Source organism: Alkaliphilus peptidifermentans DSM 18978 (assembly GCF_900101495.1).
GTDB lineage: Bacteria > Bacillota > Clostridia > Peptostreptococcales > Natronincolaceae > Alkaliphilus_C > Alkaliphilus_C peptidifermentans.
The window spans coordinates 153,243-170,023 of sequence record NZ_FMUS01000005.1 but is presented as its reverse complement, the minus strand read 5'-3'; the positions used below and the strand labels follow the sequence as shown (position 1 = coordinate 170,023).

Genomic DNA, 16,781 nt, shown 5'->3' with positions numbered 1-16,781 from the left:
AAAAACTGCTGTTAATTGTATACAGCAGTTTTTATATTGTAAAGGATGAAAAATAGCAAAAAGATAATAAATCTTTGGATATCAATTACCATCAATGGCAAAATAATGATATAATAATAAATGGATTTATAGCCCATCCAAAAGAATAGATAGGGGTAGCGGGGTGATTAGATGGTTCATAAAGACTGGAAAAAAATACTTGTTCCATATGAAAATGCTATTGAAGAGTTAAAGGTAAAGTTTAAGAGTATTCGAAGTGAATTATTATCATTGGGAGAATATTCACCCATCGAGTTTGTAACTGGAAGGGTTAAAAAAGTATCTAGCATTCTTGAGAAAGCCAAAAAATATGGTGTCAGTGAAGATGAAATAGAAGAAAAAATTGAAGACATTGCAGGAATTAGAATAATGTGTCAGTTTGTTGAAGATATTTATACTGTGGTGGATTACATAAGAGAAAGAGATGGAAAGGATCTAGAGATCTTTTTTGAAAAGGATTATATAAACAATTTTAAGGATAGTGGTTATAGAAGCTATCATGTTGTAATTAAGTATCCAATACAAACAGCTATGGGGCCAAAGGTTATACTAGCCGAAATTCAAATACGAACACTTGCAATGAATTTTTGGGCTACTATTGAACATTCACTAAAATATAAGTATAAACATAATATACCAGACCATATTAATGATAGACTGAAAAAATCATCGGATGCAGCATTTCAACTGGATCAGGAAATGTCTGAAATACGTCATGAAATAAGACAGGCACAGAAAATGTTTGAAGTGAAATCTAATGTAGTGTCTATGGTTTTAAAGAATATTCAGCTGCTGTATTCAATAGGAAAAATAACAGAGGCTTCAGAATTTCAAGAACAATTTAATATTCTTTGGGATAAGGGTGATATTAGAGGTTTAAAGAAGCTGGGTGAAAAAATTGGAGCATGCGTTGAAAAATATGAGGTATTTGAATAAATTTTATAACTAGGAGTAGTAATTATATGGCTTTATATGGAATTGCAGATTTACATTTAAGTAATAGTACAGATAAACCAATGGATATCTTTGGAAACCATTGGTTTCTTCATCATGAAAAAATACAAAGAGATTGGTGCCAGAGGGTTAATTCTAATGATACTGTTTTAATTGCAGGCGATATCTCATGGGGTATGACAATGAAAGAAGCCATAATAGACTTAGACTGGATTAACCAATTACCAGGAAGAAAAATTCTTATTAAGGGGAACCACGATTACTGGTGGAATTCGATTTCAAGCTTAAATAACCTGTATAAGGATATGGAATTTTTGCAAAATTCATACTACACCTATGAAGATTATGCCATATGCGGCACCAGAGGATGGTTATGTCCAAATAAATACAAATTTACTCAACATGATGAAAAAATCTATAATAGAGAAGTTCATCGTCTGACATTATCTTTGGAGTCAGCAAAAAAAGCGGGATACGAAAGAACAATAGTCATGCTCCATTATCCACCTACAAATGAAAGCTATGAATCTTCATTATTTACTCAAACACTGGAAACATTCAATGTTGAAAAGGTGGTTTATGGTCATCTCCATGGTGATGACTCATATAATGCAGGATTACAAGGACTACATAATGGTATCGAATATCATCTTATATCCTGTGATTTTTTAAATTTCACTTTATTGAAGCTATTATAAACATTTTGTAGGCAAATGCAAGAAGGGAATGAGATAAATGAAAAAACAAATTATTAGTAAGTTAAATTTGTTTTTAAAGGGTCTAGAAGATAGACTAAAGGAAAATTATTTATCCTTTATAAAAATAGAGTTCACCTGTGTTTCTGGATTGAAGCCATTTAGTGGGACTGTGCTTCCAAAGGATGAAGAGATTGCAATTGGATTTAATGGAGTAACTCGTGAAATTGGTATTATTGATTTTGCCCAGGAAATATGTAATATTGCTGAAGGCTACGATGAGCTGCAGCTGATATACCAAGAACGAGGCACAAATATTATAATAAATGCAGATAACAAAAATGTAAGAATAAAGTACGAGGACAAACAAGTTAAAGAGACTATTGAGCATCAAGGAACCGCCCAGATTGGGAATAGAGATTATTACATTAAAGTAGGACCAGCCAATCCATTATTAATGGAAATCGGTATCTTAAGCAAACAAGGTAAGATCAAAAACGATATGATTAGGAAGTATAATCAGATAGATCACTTTGTGGAACTAATAGTAGATTTATTAAGAGAACTTGAAGATATTGATGAAATAACAATATTGGACTGTGGATGTGGTAAATCATATTTAAGCTTTGTACTGAATTATTATATTACAGAGGTATTAAAAAAGAAGTGTTATTTTATTGGTTTAGATTACTCGGAAAATGTGATTGAATCATCCATAAATATGGCTAAAAACCTTGGCTATAAAAATATGAGTTTCTATAAAGAGGATATAAAAAATTATATTCCCGATAGAGATATTCATATGGTTATAAGCCTTCATGCTTGTGATACGGCAACTGATATGGCATTGGCACTAGGAGTTAGAAGCAATGCAAGAACCATTGTCTCTGTTCCCTGCTGCCAAAAGGAAATATTAAGTCAATACTCCTATGAACCATTTCATGCTATATTGAAGCATGGTATATTGAAGGCACGAATGGCGGACATTATTACAGATGGGTTAAGGGCACAGCTCCTTGAGGCAAAAGGATACAAGGTGTCTCTTGTGGAGTATATCTCTCCCTTAGAAACCCCCAAAAATCTTCTTTTAAGGGCAGTGAAAGGAAGCCATGGAAATAAAGCTGCAATGGATCAATATCAGGAATTAAAGGAAGCCTTAAAGGTAGATCCTGAATTTGAAAGACTCATATATTAATCAAGTAAAATGGAGCATAACAATTAATGTTAATGCTTCATTTTTAATTATTCTAAAGTATGAATTACTATTATTCTAGAATATCAAATAAGTACAAGGGGACATAATCAAATTGTATCTAAATATAACAGAAAATTTAATTTTTTCATAAGTTACTTTTATTGGTAAATTCATTGATCTATGGTAAAATAAAATAGCATTGATAAATTTAAGTCAAAAATATAAAATATGGAAAGAGGGGTTGGGGGGAAACTGTGAATAAAATTATTGAATTTAAGAGGTTAAATTCACTTAAGAATAGACAGACATATGGATTTATTCTCGCTGGTATTGCACTAATATTAGGATTACTACTAAATCATCTTAGCTTTTTATTCTATTTTTCAATTGGATATTTAGCATGGAAGAACCATAGAAATGAAGTGGATGAAATAGGTTTATATTATTATATATTACCCTATACAATAATAATAGGCTTTAGCTTATGGAATTATGGAGTAGCACAGTTTGTAGCATTAATTATTGCAGTATTAATAGCTATTATGTTTTCAACCCTTATGAACGGCTTAATTAATAAGCTTGATATTAAACTAGGAAATGTATTTCTTTTACCTATGGCATTCTTTATATTAAATTATATTTTTGATAAGCTTCCAGCAATAAATATACTTGAAGTACCTTCATTACTTGCAGTTATACATAATCATACACCAGTGTTACGAATGGCTACTATATTTGGAATGTATGGGACAATTTTTCTAATAGTCCTATTTATAAATTCCATAGTCGGAATTTTAGTTGATAAAGAAAATATAGGTATATACAAAAAAGTAACCATCAGTATTATTATATTAATGCTATTATCTAACATCATATTAACAAGTAATTTATTAGTTGTCGGTGAATCAAGGTCGATTACAGTTGCTGCTGTTCAAGGGGATGTCGTAAGTGCTGAAGGCAGACCTCGTGTTATGAAAGAAATATTTGATTTTGATTTTAACTACTACAAAAATATGCTGGAGAATGTAGATGCAGATATAATTGTGTTTCCTCAAGTACCATTGGGAATTTATGACATAGAGAATATAGTAGATCACAAATATAGAGAAAGATTAATAAATCTAGCTAAAGAGAAGGAAGCCATTATAGTTAGTTTACTTATTGAAAGTAGTAGTGTACATGGAGGTAAACATCATAGGTTCATCTCGTCATATCTCATATCACCTGAAGGTGTAATAGGTAAGAGTAGCAAGAGAAATTTAAACTTCTTCACCCAAAGAATAATTTTTTCTAAAAGCGAGGATTATTCTGCTATATCAACTGATTATGGAGAATTTGGTATAGCCATAGCAGACGATATAAGAGATTTAAATACTGTAAGACTTTTGAAAAAAAATGGTGCGCAAATTATATTGTCTACATCTAATGATGATAATTTTGGGGTAACATTCTCATCAAATTATAATATTTATCCAATTATGAATGCTATAAAGTATAATATTCCGGTGGTAGTAGCAAACCAAGATGGAACATCAATGCTAGTAGATAGAACAGGAAAAGTTATAGATCAACTGGCAGTAAAAGAAAAGGGAGTACTAGTTGACGAAATTGACATTCAGCATAGTATAAGTATTTATTCTATATTTGGAAGGCACTTAGAATTGATATTAATGCTAGTAATAGTCTATTTAATAGCTAAAGGCATTAAAAAATATTATTTTTAAACTTTATATTAAAATAATTCAATGGAAATGGAGAAATCAATAGTACTTGAAGTCTCCATTTTTTTAATACAAATTTTCAAAATAATCCGAAGAGATATAATGAATTTTCCGAATAAAAGGAATACAGCAGCTTATTATTAGTAAGCATGTAAAAAGTAAGGGAGAGAGAAAATAGTTGTTAGAAGTATTAGATATAAAATAACCAGTCAAGGAACCAATTAAATTAAGACCATAGAAGATTCCATATATTATCCCACTAAAACTATTATTAATTTCTCTTAAGCCTCCATAGGTAGTTGGGATTATAATGCCATAGGAAATCCCCAAAATGATAATGGGTAAGAAGGCTAAGGTTGAGTTTTCCACTAGAGGAAAAGAGCTTAGGGCAAAAGCTATTAGTAATAAACCAGCTAAGGAGCCCTTATAAATACCTACATAATCAGATATAGTAGAAAGCTTAGTAATGAATGCAATTGTTAAAGATAGTAAAAATATATTTAATAAAAACATAGGTGATGGAAAATTCCTCAATTGATTGTTAATAAGCAATTGATTATTTAACACACCTAAGGTAAAGCTACTGATGGTAACAGTCAGAAAACCATATAAAACACCAGGATCTTTCATAATATAAAGGAATTGAATAATAGATGGTTGCTGTTCTTTCTTATAGGAAAAATGAAAATAATTAATTAATAGTATAATCAAGGTTGCAGCGAAAATGAAAGAAAACATCAAAGTGTAAAAGCTCCAATATGTGCTAAGAAGATTACTTAATCTACCACTAAAGGAGGTTAATATAATAGCAGGCACAGTAAAAAAAACACCAAATTGACAGATTACCTTTCTAATTTCCTTGAGTTTTACTAAGGTATCCATTATAGTGGTGGATGTAATTAATACAAAAGAAAGAAGAACCCCATGTAATAAACGAATATAGATCAAAGTTTGACTACTCTTGGATACTGTATATACACCATAGCAGATGCCTATCATGAATAGAGCTATACATACCCATTTAATATTTATATTATAATAAGAGAAATAACCAAATATAAAGCACCCTATTATGAATGCAAGAGGAAATCCCCATATATAGAGAGTATAGTGGGGCATATCTGCAGGAAACAAAGATATAAACACGCTCATGTCAATAAATTGCAAAAATAAATCTAGTAAAACAATTGAAATTATTAAAGCCAACAGGCTTCTTTGCAATGCCTTCATTAGAATCCCTCCATAAATATTAGCATTTGTTACTATCATTTCCATAATTATGAAGTTCATTCCTAATATATAAAAAAAAAGCACCCATAAAGGTGCTTTAGACTGATGAAAAACCCCCATCTTCTTCGTTGCTTCGAAAACCTAGCACCCTTACGTATTACGTATACGCTGCAGTCGCTAGGTTTTCTTGCGCCTTGAATCTGCGGTTTTTTGATCAGTCTGCATTTTGATGACTTTGTCATCAACCTGAAGCACCCATAAAGGTGCTTTCAGTCTTGTATTGTTGAAAATCCTGCCTAGAGACTATTACTGCTTCCCAAAACATTAGCGATTTTATGTAAAACCATTTCTTTTATTGCCGTTCTTCCTAATCCTAAATATTTTCTTGGGTCAAAATTTCCTGGGTCTTCAGTTAAAGATTTTCGGATTGCAGCTGTCATAGCAAGGCGAAGGTCAGTATCAATATTTATTTTACATACACCAAACTGAGCAGCTCTTCTTAGCATATCCTCTGGAACACCTTGAGCACCAGGTATATTCCCACCGTATTTATTACATAACTCAACGTACTCTGGTAAAACAGTAGATGCCCCATGTAATACTAATGGATAACCATCCAGTAGCATTGAAATTTTTTCTAAACGTTGAAAATCTAAATTAGGATCCCCCTTAAATTTATATGCCCCATGACTTGTTCCAATGGCAATTGCAAGAGAATCAACGCCAGTTCTTTCAACGAATTCTACCGCTTGATCAGGATCAGTAAAGGTAGCATCCTTGGCACTAACATTTACATCATCCTCGATTCCAGCCAGTCTACCTAGCTCTGCCTCAACAACAACACCTTTATTATGAGCGTAATCAACTACTTTTTTTGTAAGCTCAATATTTTCTTCAAAGGAATGATGAGATGCATCTATCATCACCGATGTAAAACCATCATCAATGCACTGCTTACAAATTTCAAAATCTTCTCCATGATCAAGATGTAAAACGATAGGTAGATCGGTGTCCATAATTGCAGCTTCTACTAATTTTTTTAAATAAGCAGGCTTAGCATATTTTCTTGCTCCTGCAGATACTTGAAGAATAATTGGGGATTTTTCTTCCTTTGCAGCATCAACAATACCTTGAATTATTTCCATATTGTTGACATTAAATGCACCAATGGCGTATTTACCATCATATGCTTTTTTAAAAAGCTCTGTACTAGTTACTAAAGGCATATTTATTTCCTCCTATTCATTAGATACTTTTACATGGTGATTATTATAAGTAAAAGAATCATATTTTATGGCATTTAAGCTAAAATTAATAAGCTTTTTAAATTTTATCATAATATGTTAAATACCGTCAACGGAGACATATTATGACCCACCAACAAGATTGTTAAAGTAAAAATGTTAAATAAATATCAAATTTCAAAAAATATACCTATTTTTATCATTTCTTACTATGAATTTTAATCAAAATAAAGTAAAATAATATATAAGAGTAGTCTACTCTCATACTACTTCATAATATTCATATAATATAATAATAAAAAGGAAATATTAATAATGACCTATAAACAATCTGTTTTAGTTAGGGGTGATATAATATGATTAAAGTTAAAGCACATATTCCTAATATGTTTACCTTCTTTAATCTTACGCTTGGGATTTTAGCAATTATAAGTATACTAGGAGAAGCTTATGCAATTTCAGCTTTATTAATTTTACTTGCAGCTTTTATGGATCGTTTTGATGGAAAGCTGGCTAGAAAATTTGATGCAGAAAGTGAACTGGGAAAGGAATTAGATTCTCTATGTGACTTAATATCCTTTGGTGTAGCGCCGGCTATTTTGATTTGGAGCTACCAACTAAGTGATATTGGTATTATTGGTTTAGGGATAATAGTACTTTTTGCAATTTGTGGTGCTTATAGATTAGCTAGGTTTAATATCATAGAATTCGAAGGCTTTTACATGGGAATACCAATTACCTTGTGTGGAGGCATAGTGGCGTTGCTTACTCTGTACGCCATTAATTATAACACAAGCATTTATTTTACCGGTATAATCATGTTGTTTCTATCCTATTCCATGATCAGTAAACGTATAAAATTAAAAAAGAGATAATATAACCTAAGCAATTTAAAACTCCCGCAAGGGAGTTTTTGAGATTGTTGAAAAATACATAATTAATAATTTAATTTTAATAAACGTTTTACGATTACAAAAGCCATCTAGGTATTAAATAAGGGTATTAGAGTAAACTAAATTAGAATATTTTAATAGATTATTTGATGTTTTATAAAATAGAAGATATAATCTTTACTGTAAATGAAATTTGACTGATAGGGTGTTTGAATTGAAATATACACACGGTGAAAATATTTTTGATAAATTCTTCAATGAAAGAGAGGCTTTAATTGAACAATTCAAAAAGGGCGATATTAGTAAGAAGGAGTATATTGAAGAGGGCTACTTTACGATCAAAGAAATGGATATTAAGCCATTTAAAATTATAGATAATTTTGATAAGGCAATATTTAATTATCAATACTACAATACAATGGCTAAGTTCTTTTATCTTAAAGCTAATGAAATAAAAAAATATGGAAAGCATATAGAAAAATCTAAGGAGCTTTTACAGAAGGTAGATGAATATTACTATAAGAAGGACAGAGCTACCTTGAAGGCTGTTGAAATTAAAGAATTTTATGGTGTAGAGGTCTATTATATACAAGTTAAATCTGAATACTTGAAAAGAAAGCTATACGAAGTAATATTTGATGATCATCCTGGGGTTATCCTACACTCTACCAGTGAGTGGCTTTTAAAAAGGTTTAAGGAAGAAAACATATTTGATGAAAAGCTAAAGAAATCTTTGATTTCTAATTATGTAAATCAAAAATATTAGATTAGATAAGGAGATTAATTATGCCACAAATAAAAGTAAGAGGAATAGCATTAGAACAACTCTGTGGAGGAAGCAAAGAGCTTATAGATGAACTGGTAAAGGTTGTTGGATGTCCAAGAGATTATTTTGAATTAGAGTACATAGAATCGGTTGCAATACGCGACGGATTAATTGAAAATGCGTATCCTTTTATAGAAGTTGCTTGGTTTGATCGAGGACTTGAAGTTCAAGACAAGGTGGCTGATATAATAACTAGATTTGCCCACAAAATAGGCGTGCAAAATTTAGACATTGCATTTGTATGTTTTGAAGGAAGAAAATATTATGAAAATGGGAAGCACTTTGGATAAGAATCAAATAAAAGGTTTTGGAGGGGAATATGGGAAAGGGCATAAGACTAGATAAAATGTTAGCCCATATGGGCTATGGAAGTAGAAAGGAAATAAGAAGGCTTTGTAAAGAGGGTTTAGTAACAATTGATGAGAAGGTTGTAAAGGACAGTAGCCTACATGTAGATACAGAAAATCAAAGGGTCAAGGTAGGCTTAGAGGTTGTGGAATATCGTGAATATGTTTATCTTTTGCTTAATAAACCAGCAGGGGTAATTTCAGCAACTGAGGATCTAAGACATGAAACTGTAATAGACTTAATTGATGAAGGCTATAGAGGATTTGACTTGTTTCCTGTAGGAAGACTAGATATTGATACTGAAGGTTTACTATTGCTAACCAATGATGGTCAACTGGCCCATAAATTACTGTCACCTAAGAAGCATGTGCCCAAAACGTATTATGCAGAAATAGAAGGAATAGTAACTGAGGAGGATAAAGTAGCCTTCAAAGCTGGAGTAACCTTAGATGATGGTTATAAAACCCTACCGGCGGATTTGAAGATACTTAAATCAGATATTATATCAGAAATAGAGTTGACAATTTATGAAGGGAAGTTTCATCAAGTTAAAAGAATGTTTGAAGTTGTGAATAAAAAGGTAGTTTATTTAAGGAGAATATCAATGGGGGATCTTTTTATTGATGAAAAGCTTAATTTAGGAGAATATAGAGAGCTTACCCCTGTAGAATTGGCGCTATTAAATAAATAAATTTATTTAGATTTTAATATCATTAAATACGGGTATTATTTTATAATATAGATTTAAAAAAGGAGGGGTTATATGTATAAAATAACAACTGCTGATAAGTTCTTATGGGAAGGAATTTCCTTGGATGGTAAATTAGTACTTGAAGGGGGAACAAGCTGGGGGAACACAACTGACTTAATTGCAGAAAAAATTTCAGCTAATGGCTGGAAAACCAGATTAATTTCTGTAGATGTAGATGAAAGTCATTTTGCTGAGGTAGAGGAACGTCTTCGAGATAAGTTCCATGAATTAATCTTAAGAAAAGCAGATTTGAGTAATCTTGATTTTATTTCACAAAATTCAGTGGATGTAATTATATGTAATTATACACTATCCTCTGTTAATCAATTTCCATTTAGAGCTATTAAAGCACTAAAGGAATTTTACCGAATACTAAAACCTGGTGGAAAGCTACTTATAACTGAAGAAATGCCCATATGGGCTGTAGAAAGCCGAGATTATGAATATTGGTCTAAAAGACTAAGAATAATTAAAAGTATTAGCGTGTTAAAGGCTATGGCGCATTTCAATGAAATACATCCTCAAGATTTAGAGGAAGTAATGTCCACACTAGGATTCAAGGACATTCTCAGACAAGAATTTAAAGAAATTATAGATGCCGAAATGGCAACTAAATTTTTGGATAAAAGAAAGCAGACATTAATTAAGGGGCAAGATGATTTGCAAAATGAACACTTAACTAAGGGCTTTGTAGAGTTAACTGAAAAGCTGGTTGAGGCCTTTGAAAATGCAAAGGAGTTTTCAGCACCTGCATATATAATAAAAGCAGATAAATAGAGCCTTTTGATTTATAATATAATACAGGGTATAATATAGTGACTATGAAATGAGTCACTATATTTTTTGAAATATTACATAAAATAAGTTAAGCTTACAATAGGAGTGAATAAATTTGAAGAAAAAAGATACTGTAGAATTTATTATTGAAGATACAGAGTTTGGTGGCAAAGCATATGGCTTTCAAGAGGGTGTCAAAATTAAGGTTAAGCATGGTATTAAGGGACAAAAGGTTAAGGCTGTAATAAAAAAAGTCAAGAAGAATCAAGCAGAAGGGAAAATACTTGAGGTTATAGAAGCGTCACACCTAGAAGATCAAGATACCTGTAATCATTTTGGGGACTGTGGGGGATGTTTTCAGCAATCAATACATTATGATTATCAACTACAGGAAAAGGAAAGGAATGTTAGAAAGCTATTTCTAGATGCTGGTTTAGATAATGTTAATTGGCTGCCGATTGAAGGAAGCCCCATAACATATAGCTATAGAAATAAGATGGAGTTTTCCTTCGGTGACGAAGAAAAGGGAGGTCAGCTGGCCCTAGGAATGCATAAGAGAGGTAGACACCATGATATTGTTACAGTTGATGAATGTTTAATTATGGACGAAGATTATAGAGTAATTTTAAAAACAATATTAAAATATTTTACTAAAAGAGAAATACCCTTCTATCATAGTATGAGACATATTGGCTATTTAAGGCATCTTGTTGTCCGCAAAGCCCATTATACAGGAGAGATGCTTGTTAATTTGGTTACCACGACACAGCTTCAACTAGATATAAATGATCTTGTAGAAGAATTAAAAAATCTAAAGCTAAAAGGTACATTAGTAGGATTTTTACATACCTTTAATGATAATCTGTCAGATACTGTCCAAAGCGATAAAACTGATACCTTATTTGGTAGAGATTATATTATAGAAAAGCTATTGGGTTTACAGTTTAAGATATCAGCATTTTCCTTTTTTCAAACCAATACATTGGCAGCAGAAAAGCTATATTCTATTGTTAGAGAATTTTTAGGAGATTCAGATGATAAAACAGTATTTGACCTTTATTGTGGTACAGGAACCATAGGCCAGGTGGTGGCACCCAAGGCAAAGGAAGTTATAGGTATAGAAATAGTTGAAGATGCAGTAAAAGCTGCTGTGGAAAACGCAAAATTAAATGGCTTAGATAATTGCAGATTTATTGCGGGAGACGTTAAGGAAAAGATAAAGGAACTAAGTGAAAAACCAGATCTAATTATATTAGACCCACCAAGAGCAGGAATTCACCCACAAGCATTACAGGATATAATCAATTTTAACACCAGGAGAATTGTATATGTCTCTTGCAACCCCAAAACATTGGCTAATGATTTAAAGGAACTGGTTAATAAAGGATATATAATTGTACAAGCAAAATGTATGGACATGTTTCCCCATACACCTCATGTGGAGTGTGTGGTGTTGATAGAGAAGAAATAGTTTGTAATAAGTGGTTTAAAAGATTTTGATAAAAATAGAAGATTAATTTATGTTCCCCTAGACGATAAGTTTAGGGGATTTGATTTTAAAGGGGGGAAGAAATTTCGCAGAATTAGGGTAGTTTGTGTTAAGGTATATGGTTTGTGTATTTGTATATGTTAATAGAGGAAAACATCCACCTCCCATTTTAGATAATTAATATTTTTCCATATATATATAAATCAGCTTTTTTAAATAAATACAAGTCAAATTATGCCCTTATTCCTAACATTCATATGGAATTTTTATTTCTGCACGGCGTAGATACAAAGATATTTACTAGTATAAGATTATGGAATAAAAAGAAGATGGTTATAATCAATTTTCCTTGAAAAGGTTAGATAATTAGGGTAACATTAAAGAAGCTAATATTTAGATTAAAAGAAATTATTTTAAAAGATAAATTTAGATTAGTCATGTGATATTATATTAATTTTATTACATATTTAAAGAGGGGAAATGATGGATAAAAAAAGACAAAAATATAGAGTAGTATCTTTATTTTCTGGAATTGGTGGTTTTGAGGAAGGATTGAAGTATTCTAATTTAGAGGCAGAAGTTATTTTTTCTTCTGAGATTGACAAATATGCACAAAAATCGTATCTTGCAAATTATCCTAATCATAATCTAAATGGTGATATAACTAAAATAGAAGCAAAAACAATTCCAGATCATGACATTCTTGTTGGTGGATTTCCATGTCAAGCGTTTAGCATAGCAGGAAAAAGAAATGGATTTGATGATACAAGAGGAACACTATTTTTTGATATAGCACGTATCATAAAAGAAAAACAACCAAAAGTAGTATTTTTAGAAAATGTAAAAAACTTAGTAAGCCATGATAATTTCAATACAATAAAAGTAATTTTAAATACATTAAACGAGCTTGGTTACACAGTAGATTTTACAGTAATAAATTCTTCTGAGATGGGAGTTCCACAAAGCAGAGATAGAACCTATATAGTAGGTATAAAAGATATTATTAAGCCACAAAGATTTAAAGAAGATTATAGAAGTAGAAAAATTAATAAATTAAAACAAGAACTTAATAATAAAGATTTTATTGGGTTTAATTTTTTTGATACTTTAAAGCCAATAAATAAAAAAATTTTTATAAAAGATATTTTAGAAGAAAAGGTTGATAAAAAGTATTTTATAGATAATGAGGGAGTTAAAAAGTATTTAGAAAATATTAATATTAATATTAATGATACTAAAGAAATAATGAAAATTATAAAAATCCTGGATTTGCCAAGAGAAGTTCATAATGATCAAGAAAGGCAAAGGAGAGTATATTCCACAAATGGTATTTCTCCAACAGTTCTAGCAAGATCTGATTCAGCTAAAATACTTGTTAAAGAAAATGGACAACTAAAACTTAGAAAATTCACTCCAATAGAAAATTTCAGAGTACAAGGATTTGAAGATGAGTTTATTGAAAAACTTCGGAATTCAGGAGTAAGCGATACTCAACTTTATAAACAATCGGGAAATGCTGTAAGTCCACCAGTTATAAGAGAAATTTTTAATCATATAGAAAAGTTTCTTAATCTTAATAACGAAGATAGCCAAGCAAAATTTATTGACTTGTTCGCTGGTTTAGGTGGGTTTAGAATAGCACTTGAAAGCAATGGAGGGAAATGTGTATTTTCTAGTGAAATAGATAAATACGCAAGAGAAACATATAAAACTAACTTTGGAGAAGAGCCATCAGGAGATATTATTAAAATAAATACAGAAGAAATTCCTGATCATGATATTCTTTGTGCAGGTTTTCCCTGTCAACCATTTTCTATTGCAGGAAAAAGATTAGGCTTTGAAGATGCTAGAGGTACATTATTTTTTGAAGTTGCTAGAATTCTAAGAGATAAAAGACCAAGGGCTTTTATACTAGAAAATGTATCTGGTATTGTTAGTCATGATAATGGAAATACATTAAGTACCATCCTGTCAATACTTAAAGAATTAAAATATTCAGTAGTTTGGAAAGTTCTTAATGCAAAAGACTATGGAATACCACAGAACAGAAATAGATGGTATTGTGTAGGTGTTGACAATAATATATATGGTGAACTTTCAGAAAAAAATATATTTCCACATAAAACAAAACTAACATCTTTTATGTCTAATTTTATAGAAGAAAATGTAGATTCATCTTATATTGTATCAGAAATTGCTAAAAAAAATATGGAAACACACATAGAGGATTTTATTGATAAAGGAAAACATAAAGAAGATCAACCGATAATTGCAAATAATATAAGGCCATCCAAAGTATCATTTAGTGGAAATGGAATTTCGCCTTGCCTAACTGCGAAAATGGGTACGGGGGGGAATAATGTGCCAGTAATATATTCATTAGGCAGAAAACTTACAGAAAAAGAATGCCTTAGAATAATGGGCTTTCCAGAAAACTATAAAATAAAGCCTAATTATAGTCAGAGTTATAAGCAAATAGGTAATAGTGTTGTAGTAAAATTGATTGAACAAATTGCTAAAAATTTAATAATTTTCTTAAAAGTAAATTATTAAACATTCTTGTTTATGACATACACAATTTCGGTTGATGTTGAGCAAACTCACTTTGACAGCTAGGTAATAAGTGATTCGCTTTGTTCAGATGTGTTCTTCTGACTTTCTTGAACGATAACATAATACACTCCATATTATTCAGTTTAAGCCATATCTTGTAAAAGGTATGGCCTTTATTATATAATCTTCTTAATAGAATAATGTTAGAGGAGATTAATTTATGGGGAAAAGAGTTATAGGTTCAAATTCACACGGATTTAATAATGAAAAGTTAATGGTAAGCGAATTAAATGGAAAAAAATTAAAAGAGTTAAACACAAATCTAAAAAAATTTGTAAAGAATATATGTGAAGACAATAAGATATTAACTACAGATGAAATGATTATAAGTGCTAGAGTAGAGAGTAGTAATAAATTAAAGCAAGATTTCTATATAGTACTAGAAGGTCAAGAGTTTGGAATTAGCACTAAGATGGGGACCGGTAATAGTGTCCATCAAGAGAAAATAGAAGATTTTATTGAATGGTTGAGTGGAATTCCGACAGTTAAAATAACAGATGAAATTAAAGATAGTTTAAGGTTATGTATCTGGGGAGATGGCTCAGTACACGGACAAGCTTCTATTAAAAAAGGGAAAGATGGAAAAATAATTGGGAGATTTGACCTCAAAGGTTTTAAAAAAACATATCCACTAAAAAGAAATCAAATTCAGGAATTTTTAGAGAAAAATTTAGCTACTATTCTAAGTAGAGCTATATTTGAAGGGAATAACAGTAGTAAAGTAGATTATGTTTATCATGGAAGACCAGAAGATGGTGTATGGATTTCCAAAAAAGAAATTTTAGAATTTAATATTCAAAATCCTAAGTCGAAAAATATTAGAAATGTACCAACTCTAAGTGTAGGCAGATTATCTGTTCAAGCATGGAATGTAAGTTTAAATGGTAAGAATGAAAAGAAAAGAGGGGAGATACAGTTTAAATATAGCTCTATGGTACAAGATTTTGAAAGTCTGATGCTTATGAAAGCTAGCAATATAGGAACTTTTGAAGGAAACAAAGAGGAATTCAACTTGTCTAAGCTTATGAATAAAAATAAGAAACATAAGTTTTGGAAGGTGCTTTCCAATGCTTGCAGTTTAGAAGATGATAAAGAAAATTACTATATAGTAAAAGTCGATGGTAACAAAGAATCAAAACTAACTGGAAAAAAAGTTAAATGTAAAGCTGATTGCTTTATTATACAAGCAAACCTAAGTAAAGATTATTTGTTACAGAAGGAATATCAAATAACAGAAAAAGATGTAAAGGATATAAGAAGCTATAAGATAATTAAAAACTCTGGGATATCAGTTAAAAGAGCTGATTCACAAAGATATACTATAGTAAAGCTAACAAATAATACTTTTAAAAATGCTTTTGAAAAATATATAAATGAAGTAGAATTTATTATTGTTGGACTACTTTTATATAGTGATACAGAAAAACTACATCTTAACAAAAAAATAATACGAGACTTAGAAATTAAAGAAGAAGATTTAAAAGCATTTTATTTGAAAAAATTTAAAATTAGTGGTAGTGGAATTTTGGACAAAGACTATGCTAGCAAAATCAGTAAAGAAACTAAGCAATTTATAAAAGAAGTTATAGAAACCAACACTGGTTTAAAAGCTAGTTTATTTACCGGCAAAGGATGGTTTGACAACCCTTACTCAATAGGTTTTATCTTTAAAGGTGGGGAATTAACAAATGAAGTTTATACTGACTACACCATAAGCAATGGTTCAGGTAGAAGTAAGGGAAGCTACACAATAATTTTAAAACCACAATAGTAAACATGATAAATATTGTTATTAATCTTTTAGAAATGAACATAGCTGTAGAAACAACATAACTTAAATATTTAAAGGGCTTTAAAGTGAAGAAGCTTAGGCCATAAAAATGATGAAAAAAAGCACACTCATCTAAAGAAGAATTAGTTAGTGAATGCTTTATTGCGCGTCTTTTGCTAACCAACTAGATATTGATATAGAAGGGGCAAAAAAAGATAAAACAACTAGAAATGTG

General features: G+C 30.7%; 14 protein-coding genes. 12 read left to right on the top strand and 2 right to left on the bottom strand.

Going from position 1 to position 16,781, the window contains the following annotated elements:
* Window positions 1-171 precede the first annotated feature (171 nt).
* The 4 genes from BLP68_RS05715 (at window position 172) to BLP68_RS05700 (ending at window position 4,607) form a co-directional block, all read left to right on the top strand.
* Window positions 172-975, top strand: a complete 804-nt coding sequence (locus BLP68_RS05715; protein ID WP_091541068.1) for a GTP diphosphokinase — start codon at window positions 172-174, stop codon at window positions 973-975.
* A gap of 26 nt (window positions 976-1,001) precedes the next feature.
* On the top strand, window positions 1,002-1,691 hold the full coding sequence (locus BLP68_RS05710; RefSeq protein ID WP_091541066.1) for a metallophosphoesterase: 690 nt from the start codon (window positions 1,002-1,004) through the stop codon (window positions 1,689-1,691).
* Window positions 1,692-1,728: 37 nt separating this feature from the next.
* The gene (locus BLP68_RS05705; protein WP_091541065.1) at window positions 1,729-2,883 is read left to right on the top strand and encodes a class I SAM-dependent methyltransferase; all 1,155 of its coding nucleotides are present in this window, start codon (window positions 1,729-1,731) and stop codon (window positions 2,881-2,883) included.
* Window positions 2,884-3,137: 254 nt separating this feature from the next.
* Window positions 3,138-4,607: a carbon-nitrogen hydrolase family protein gene (locus tag BLP68_RS05700; protein ID WP_091541063.1), complete on the top strand. Its 1,470-nt coding sequence runs from the start codon at window positions 3,138-3,140 to the stop codon at window positions 4,605-4,607.
* 63 nt (window positions 4,608-4,670) lie between these two features.
* Here BLP68_RS05700 and BLP68_RS05695 read toward each other — a convergent pair whose 3' ends face one another.
* Together BLP68_RS05695 and fba are read right to left on the bottom strand one after the other, a co-directional pair.
* Complete coding sequence (locus tag BLP68_RS05695) at window positions 4,671-5,834, bottom strand: MFS transporter (protein ID WP_143003058.1); 1,164 nt, start codon at window positions 5,832-5,834, stop codon at window positions 4,671-4,673.
* A gap of 296 nt (window positions 5,835-6,130) precedes the next feature.
* On the bottom strand, window positions 6,131-7,060 hold the full coding sequence (fba, locus tag BLP68_RS05690) for a class II fructose-1,6-bisphosphate aldolase (protein ID WP_091541059.1): 930 nt from the start codon (window positions 7,058-7,060) through the stop codon (window positions 6,131-6,133).
* 374 nt (window positions 7,061-7,434) lie between these two features.
* Here fba and pssA point away from each other — a divergent pair, with 374 nt between their 5' ends.
* The 8 genes from pssA (at window position 7,435) to BLP68_RS05650 (ending at window position 16,546) form a co-directional block, all read left to right on the top strand.
* Window positions 7,435-7,953, top strand: a complete 519-nt coding sequence (gene pssA, locus BLP68_RS05685; protein WP_091541056.1) for a CDP-diacylglycerol--serine O-phosphatidyltransferase — start codon at window positions 7,435-7,437, stop codon at window positions 7,951-7,953.
* Window positions 7,954-8,185: 232 nt separating this feature from the next.
* Window positions 8,186-8,737 carry a DUF6648 family protein gene (locus BLP68_RS05680; protein WP_091541053.1) on the top strand — a complete coding sequence of 184 codons (552 nt, stop codon included), beginning with the start codon at window positions 8,186-8,188 and terminating at the stop codon, window positions 8,735-8,737.
* Window positions 8,738-8,757: 20 nt separating this feature from the next.
* A complete protein-coding gene (locus BLP68_RS05675; protein WP_091541051.1) occupies window positions 8,758-9,087 on the top strand; it encodes a DUF1904 family protein in 330 nt (109 codons plus the stop codon).
* A gap of 29 nt (window positions 9,088-9,116) precedes the next feature.
* Window positions 9,117-9,836: a pseudouridine synthase gene (locus BLP68_RS05670; RefSeq protein ID WP_143003057.1), complete on the top strand. Its 720-nt coding sequence runs from the start codon at window positions 9,117-9,119 to the stop codon at window positions 9,834-9,836.
* A gap of 72 nt (window positions 9,837-9,908) precedes the next feature.
* Window positions 9,909-10,673: a class I SAM-dependent methyltransferase gene (locus BLP68_RS05665; RefSeq protein ID WP_091541049.1), complete on the top strand. Its 765-nt coding sequence runs from the start codon at window positions 9,909-9,911 to the stop codon at window positions 10,671-10,673.
* A gap of 115 nt (window positions 10,674-10,788) precedes the next feature.
* Window positions 10,789-12,144, top strand: coding sequence for a 23S rRNA (uracil(1939)-C(5))-methyltransferase RlmD (rlmD, locus tag BLP68_RS05660; protein WP_091541046.1), 1,356 nt, complete (start codon window positions 10,789-10,791; stop codon window positions 12,142-12,144).
* Between the two features lie 501 nt (window positions 12,145-12,645).
* Window positions 12,646-14,715 (top strand): DNA cytosine methyltransferase, encoded by a 2,070-nt coding sequence (gene dcm, locus BLP68_RS21955; RefSeq protein ID WP_207647875.1) that lies wholly within the window; start codon window positions 12,646-12,648, stop codon window positions 14,713-14,715.
* Window positions 14,716-14,935: 220 nt separating this feature from the next.
* Window positions 14,936-16,546, top strand: coding sequence for a hypothetical protein (locus BLP68_RS05650; RefSeq protein WP_091541040.1), 1,611 nt, complete (start codon window positions 14,936-14,938; stop codon window positions 16,544-16,546).
* The last annotated feature ends 235 nt before the right edge of the window (window positions 16,547-16,781 follow it).

Excerpts from the sequence above, each read along its gene's own strand:
- BLP68_RS05670 (WP_143003057.1), top strand. The coding sequence starts at position 9,117 with ATGGGAAAGGGCATAAGACTAGATAAAATGTTAGCCCATATGGGCTAT.
- BLP68_RS05675 (WP_091541051.1), top strand. The coding sequence starts at position 8,758 with ATGCCACAAATAAAAGTAAGAGGAATAGCATTAGAACAACTCTGTGGA.
- BLP68_RS05665 (WP_091541049.1), top strand. The coding sequence starts at position 9,909 with ATGTATAAAATAACAACTGCTGATAAGTTCTTATGGGAAGGAATTTCC.
- BLP68_RS05705 (WP_091541065.1), top strand. The coding sequence starts at position 1,729 with ATGAAAAAACAAATTATTAGTAAGTTAAATTTGTTTTTAAAGGGTCTA.
- pssA (WP_091541056.1), top strand. The coding sequence starts at position 7,435 with ATGATTAAAGTTAAAGCACATATTCCTAATATGTTTACCTTCTTTAAT.
- dcm (WP_207647875.1), top strand. The coding sequence starts at position 12,646 with ATGGATAAAAAAAGACAAAAATATAGAGTAGTATCTTTATTTTCTGGA.
- BLP68_RS05650 (WP_091541040.1), top strand. The coding sequence starts at position 14,936 with ATGGGGAAAAGAGTTATAGGTTCAAATTCACACGGATTTAATAATGAA.
- BLP68_RS05715 (WP_091541068.1), top strand. The coding sequence starts at position 172 with ATGGTTCATAAAGACTGGAAAAAAATACTTGTTCCATATGAAAATGCT.
- BLP68_RS05710 (WP_091541066.1), top strand. The coding sequence starts at position 1,002 with ATGGCTTTATATGGAATTGCAGATTTACATTTAAGTAATAGTACAGAT.
- fba (WP_091541059.1), bottom strand. The coding sequence starts at position 7,060 with ATGCCTTTAGTAACTAGTACAGAGCTTTTTAAAAAAGCATATGATGGT.
- BLP68_RS05695 (WP_143003058.1), bottom strand. The coding sequence starts at position 5,834 with ATGAAGGCATTGCAAAGAAGCCTGTTGGCTTTAATAATTTCAATTGTT.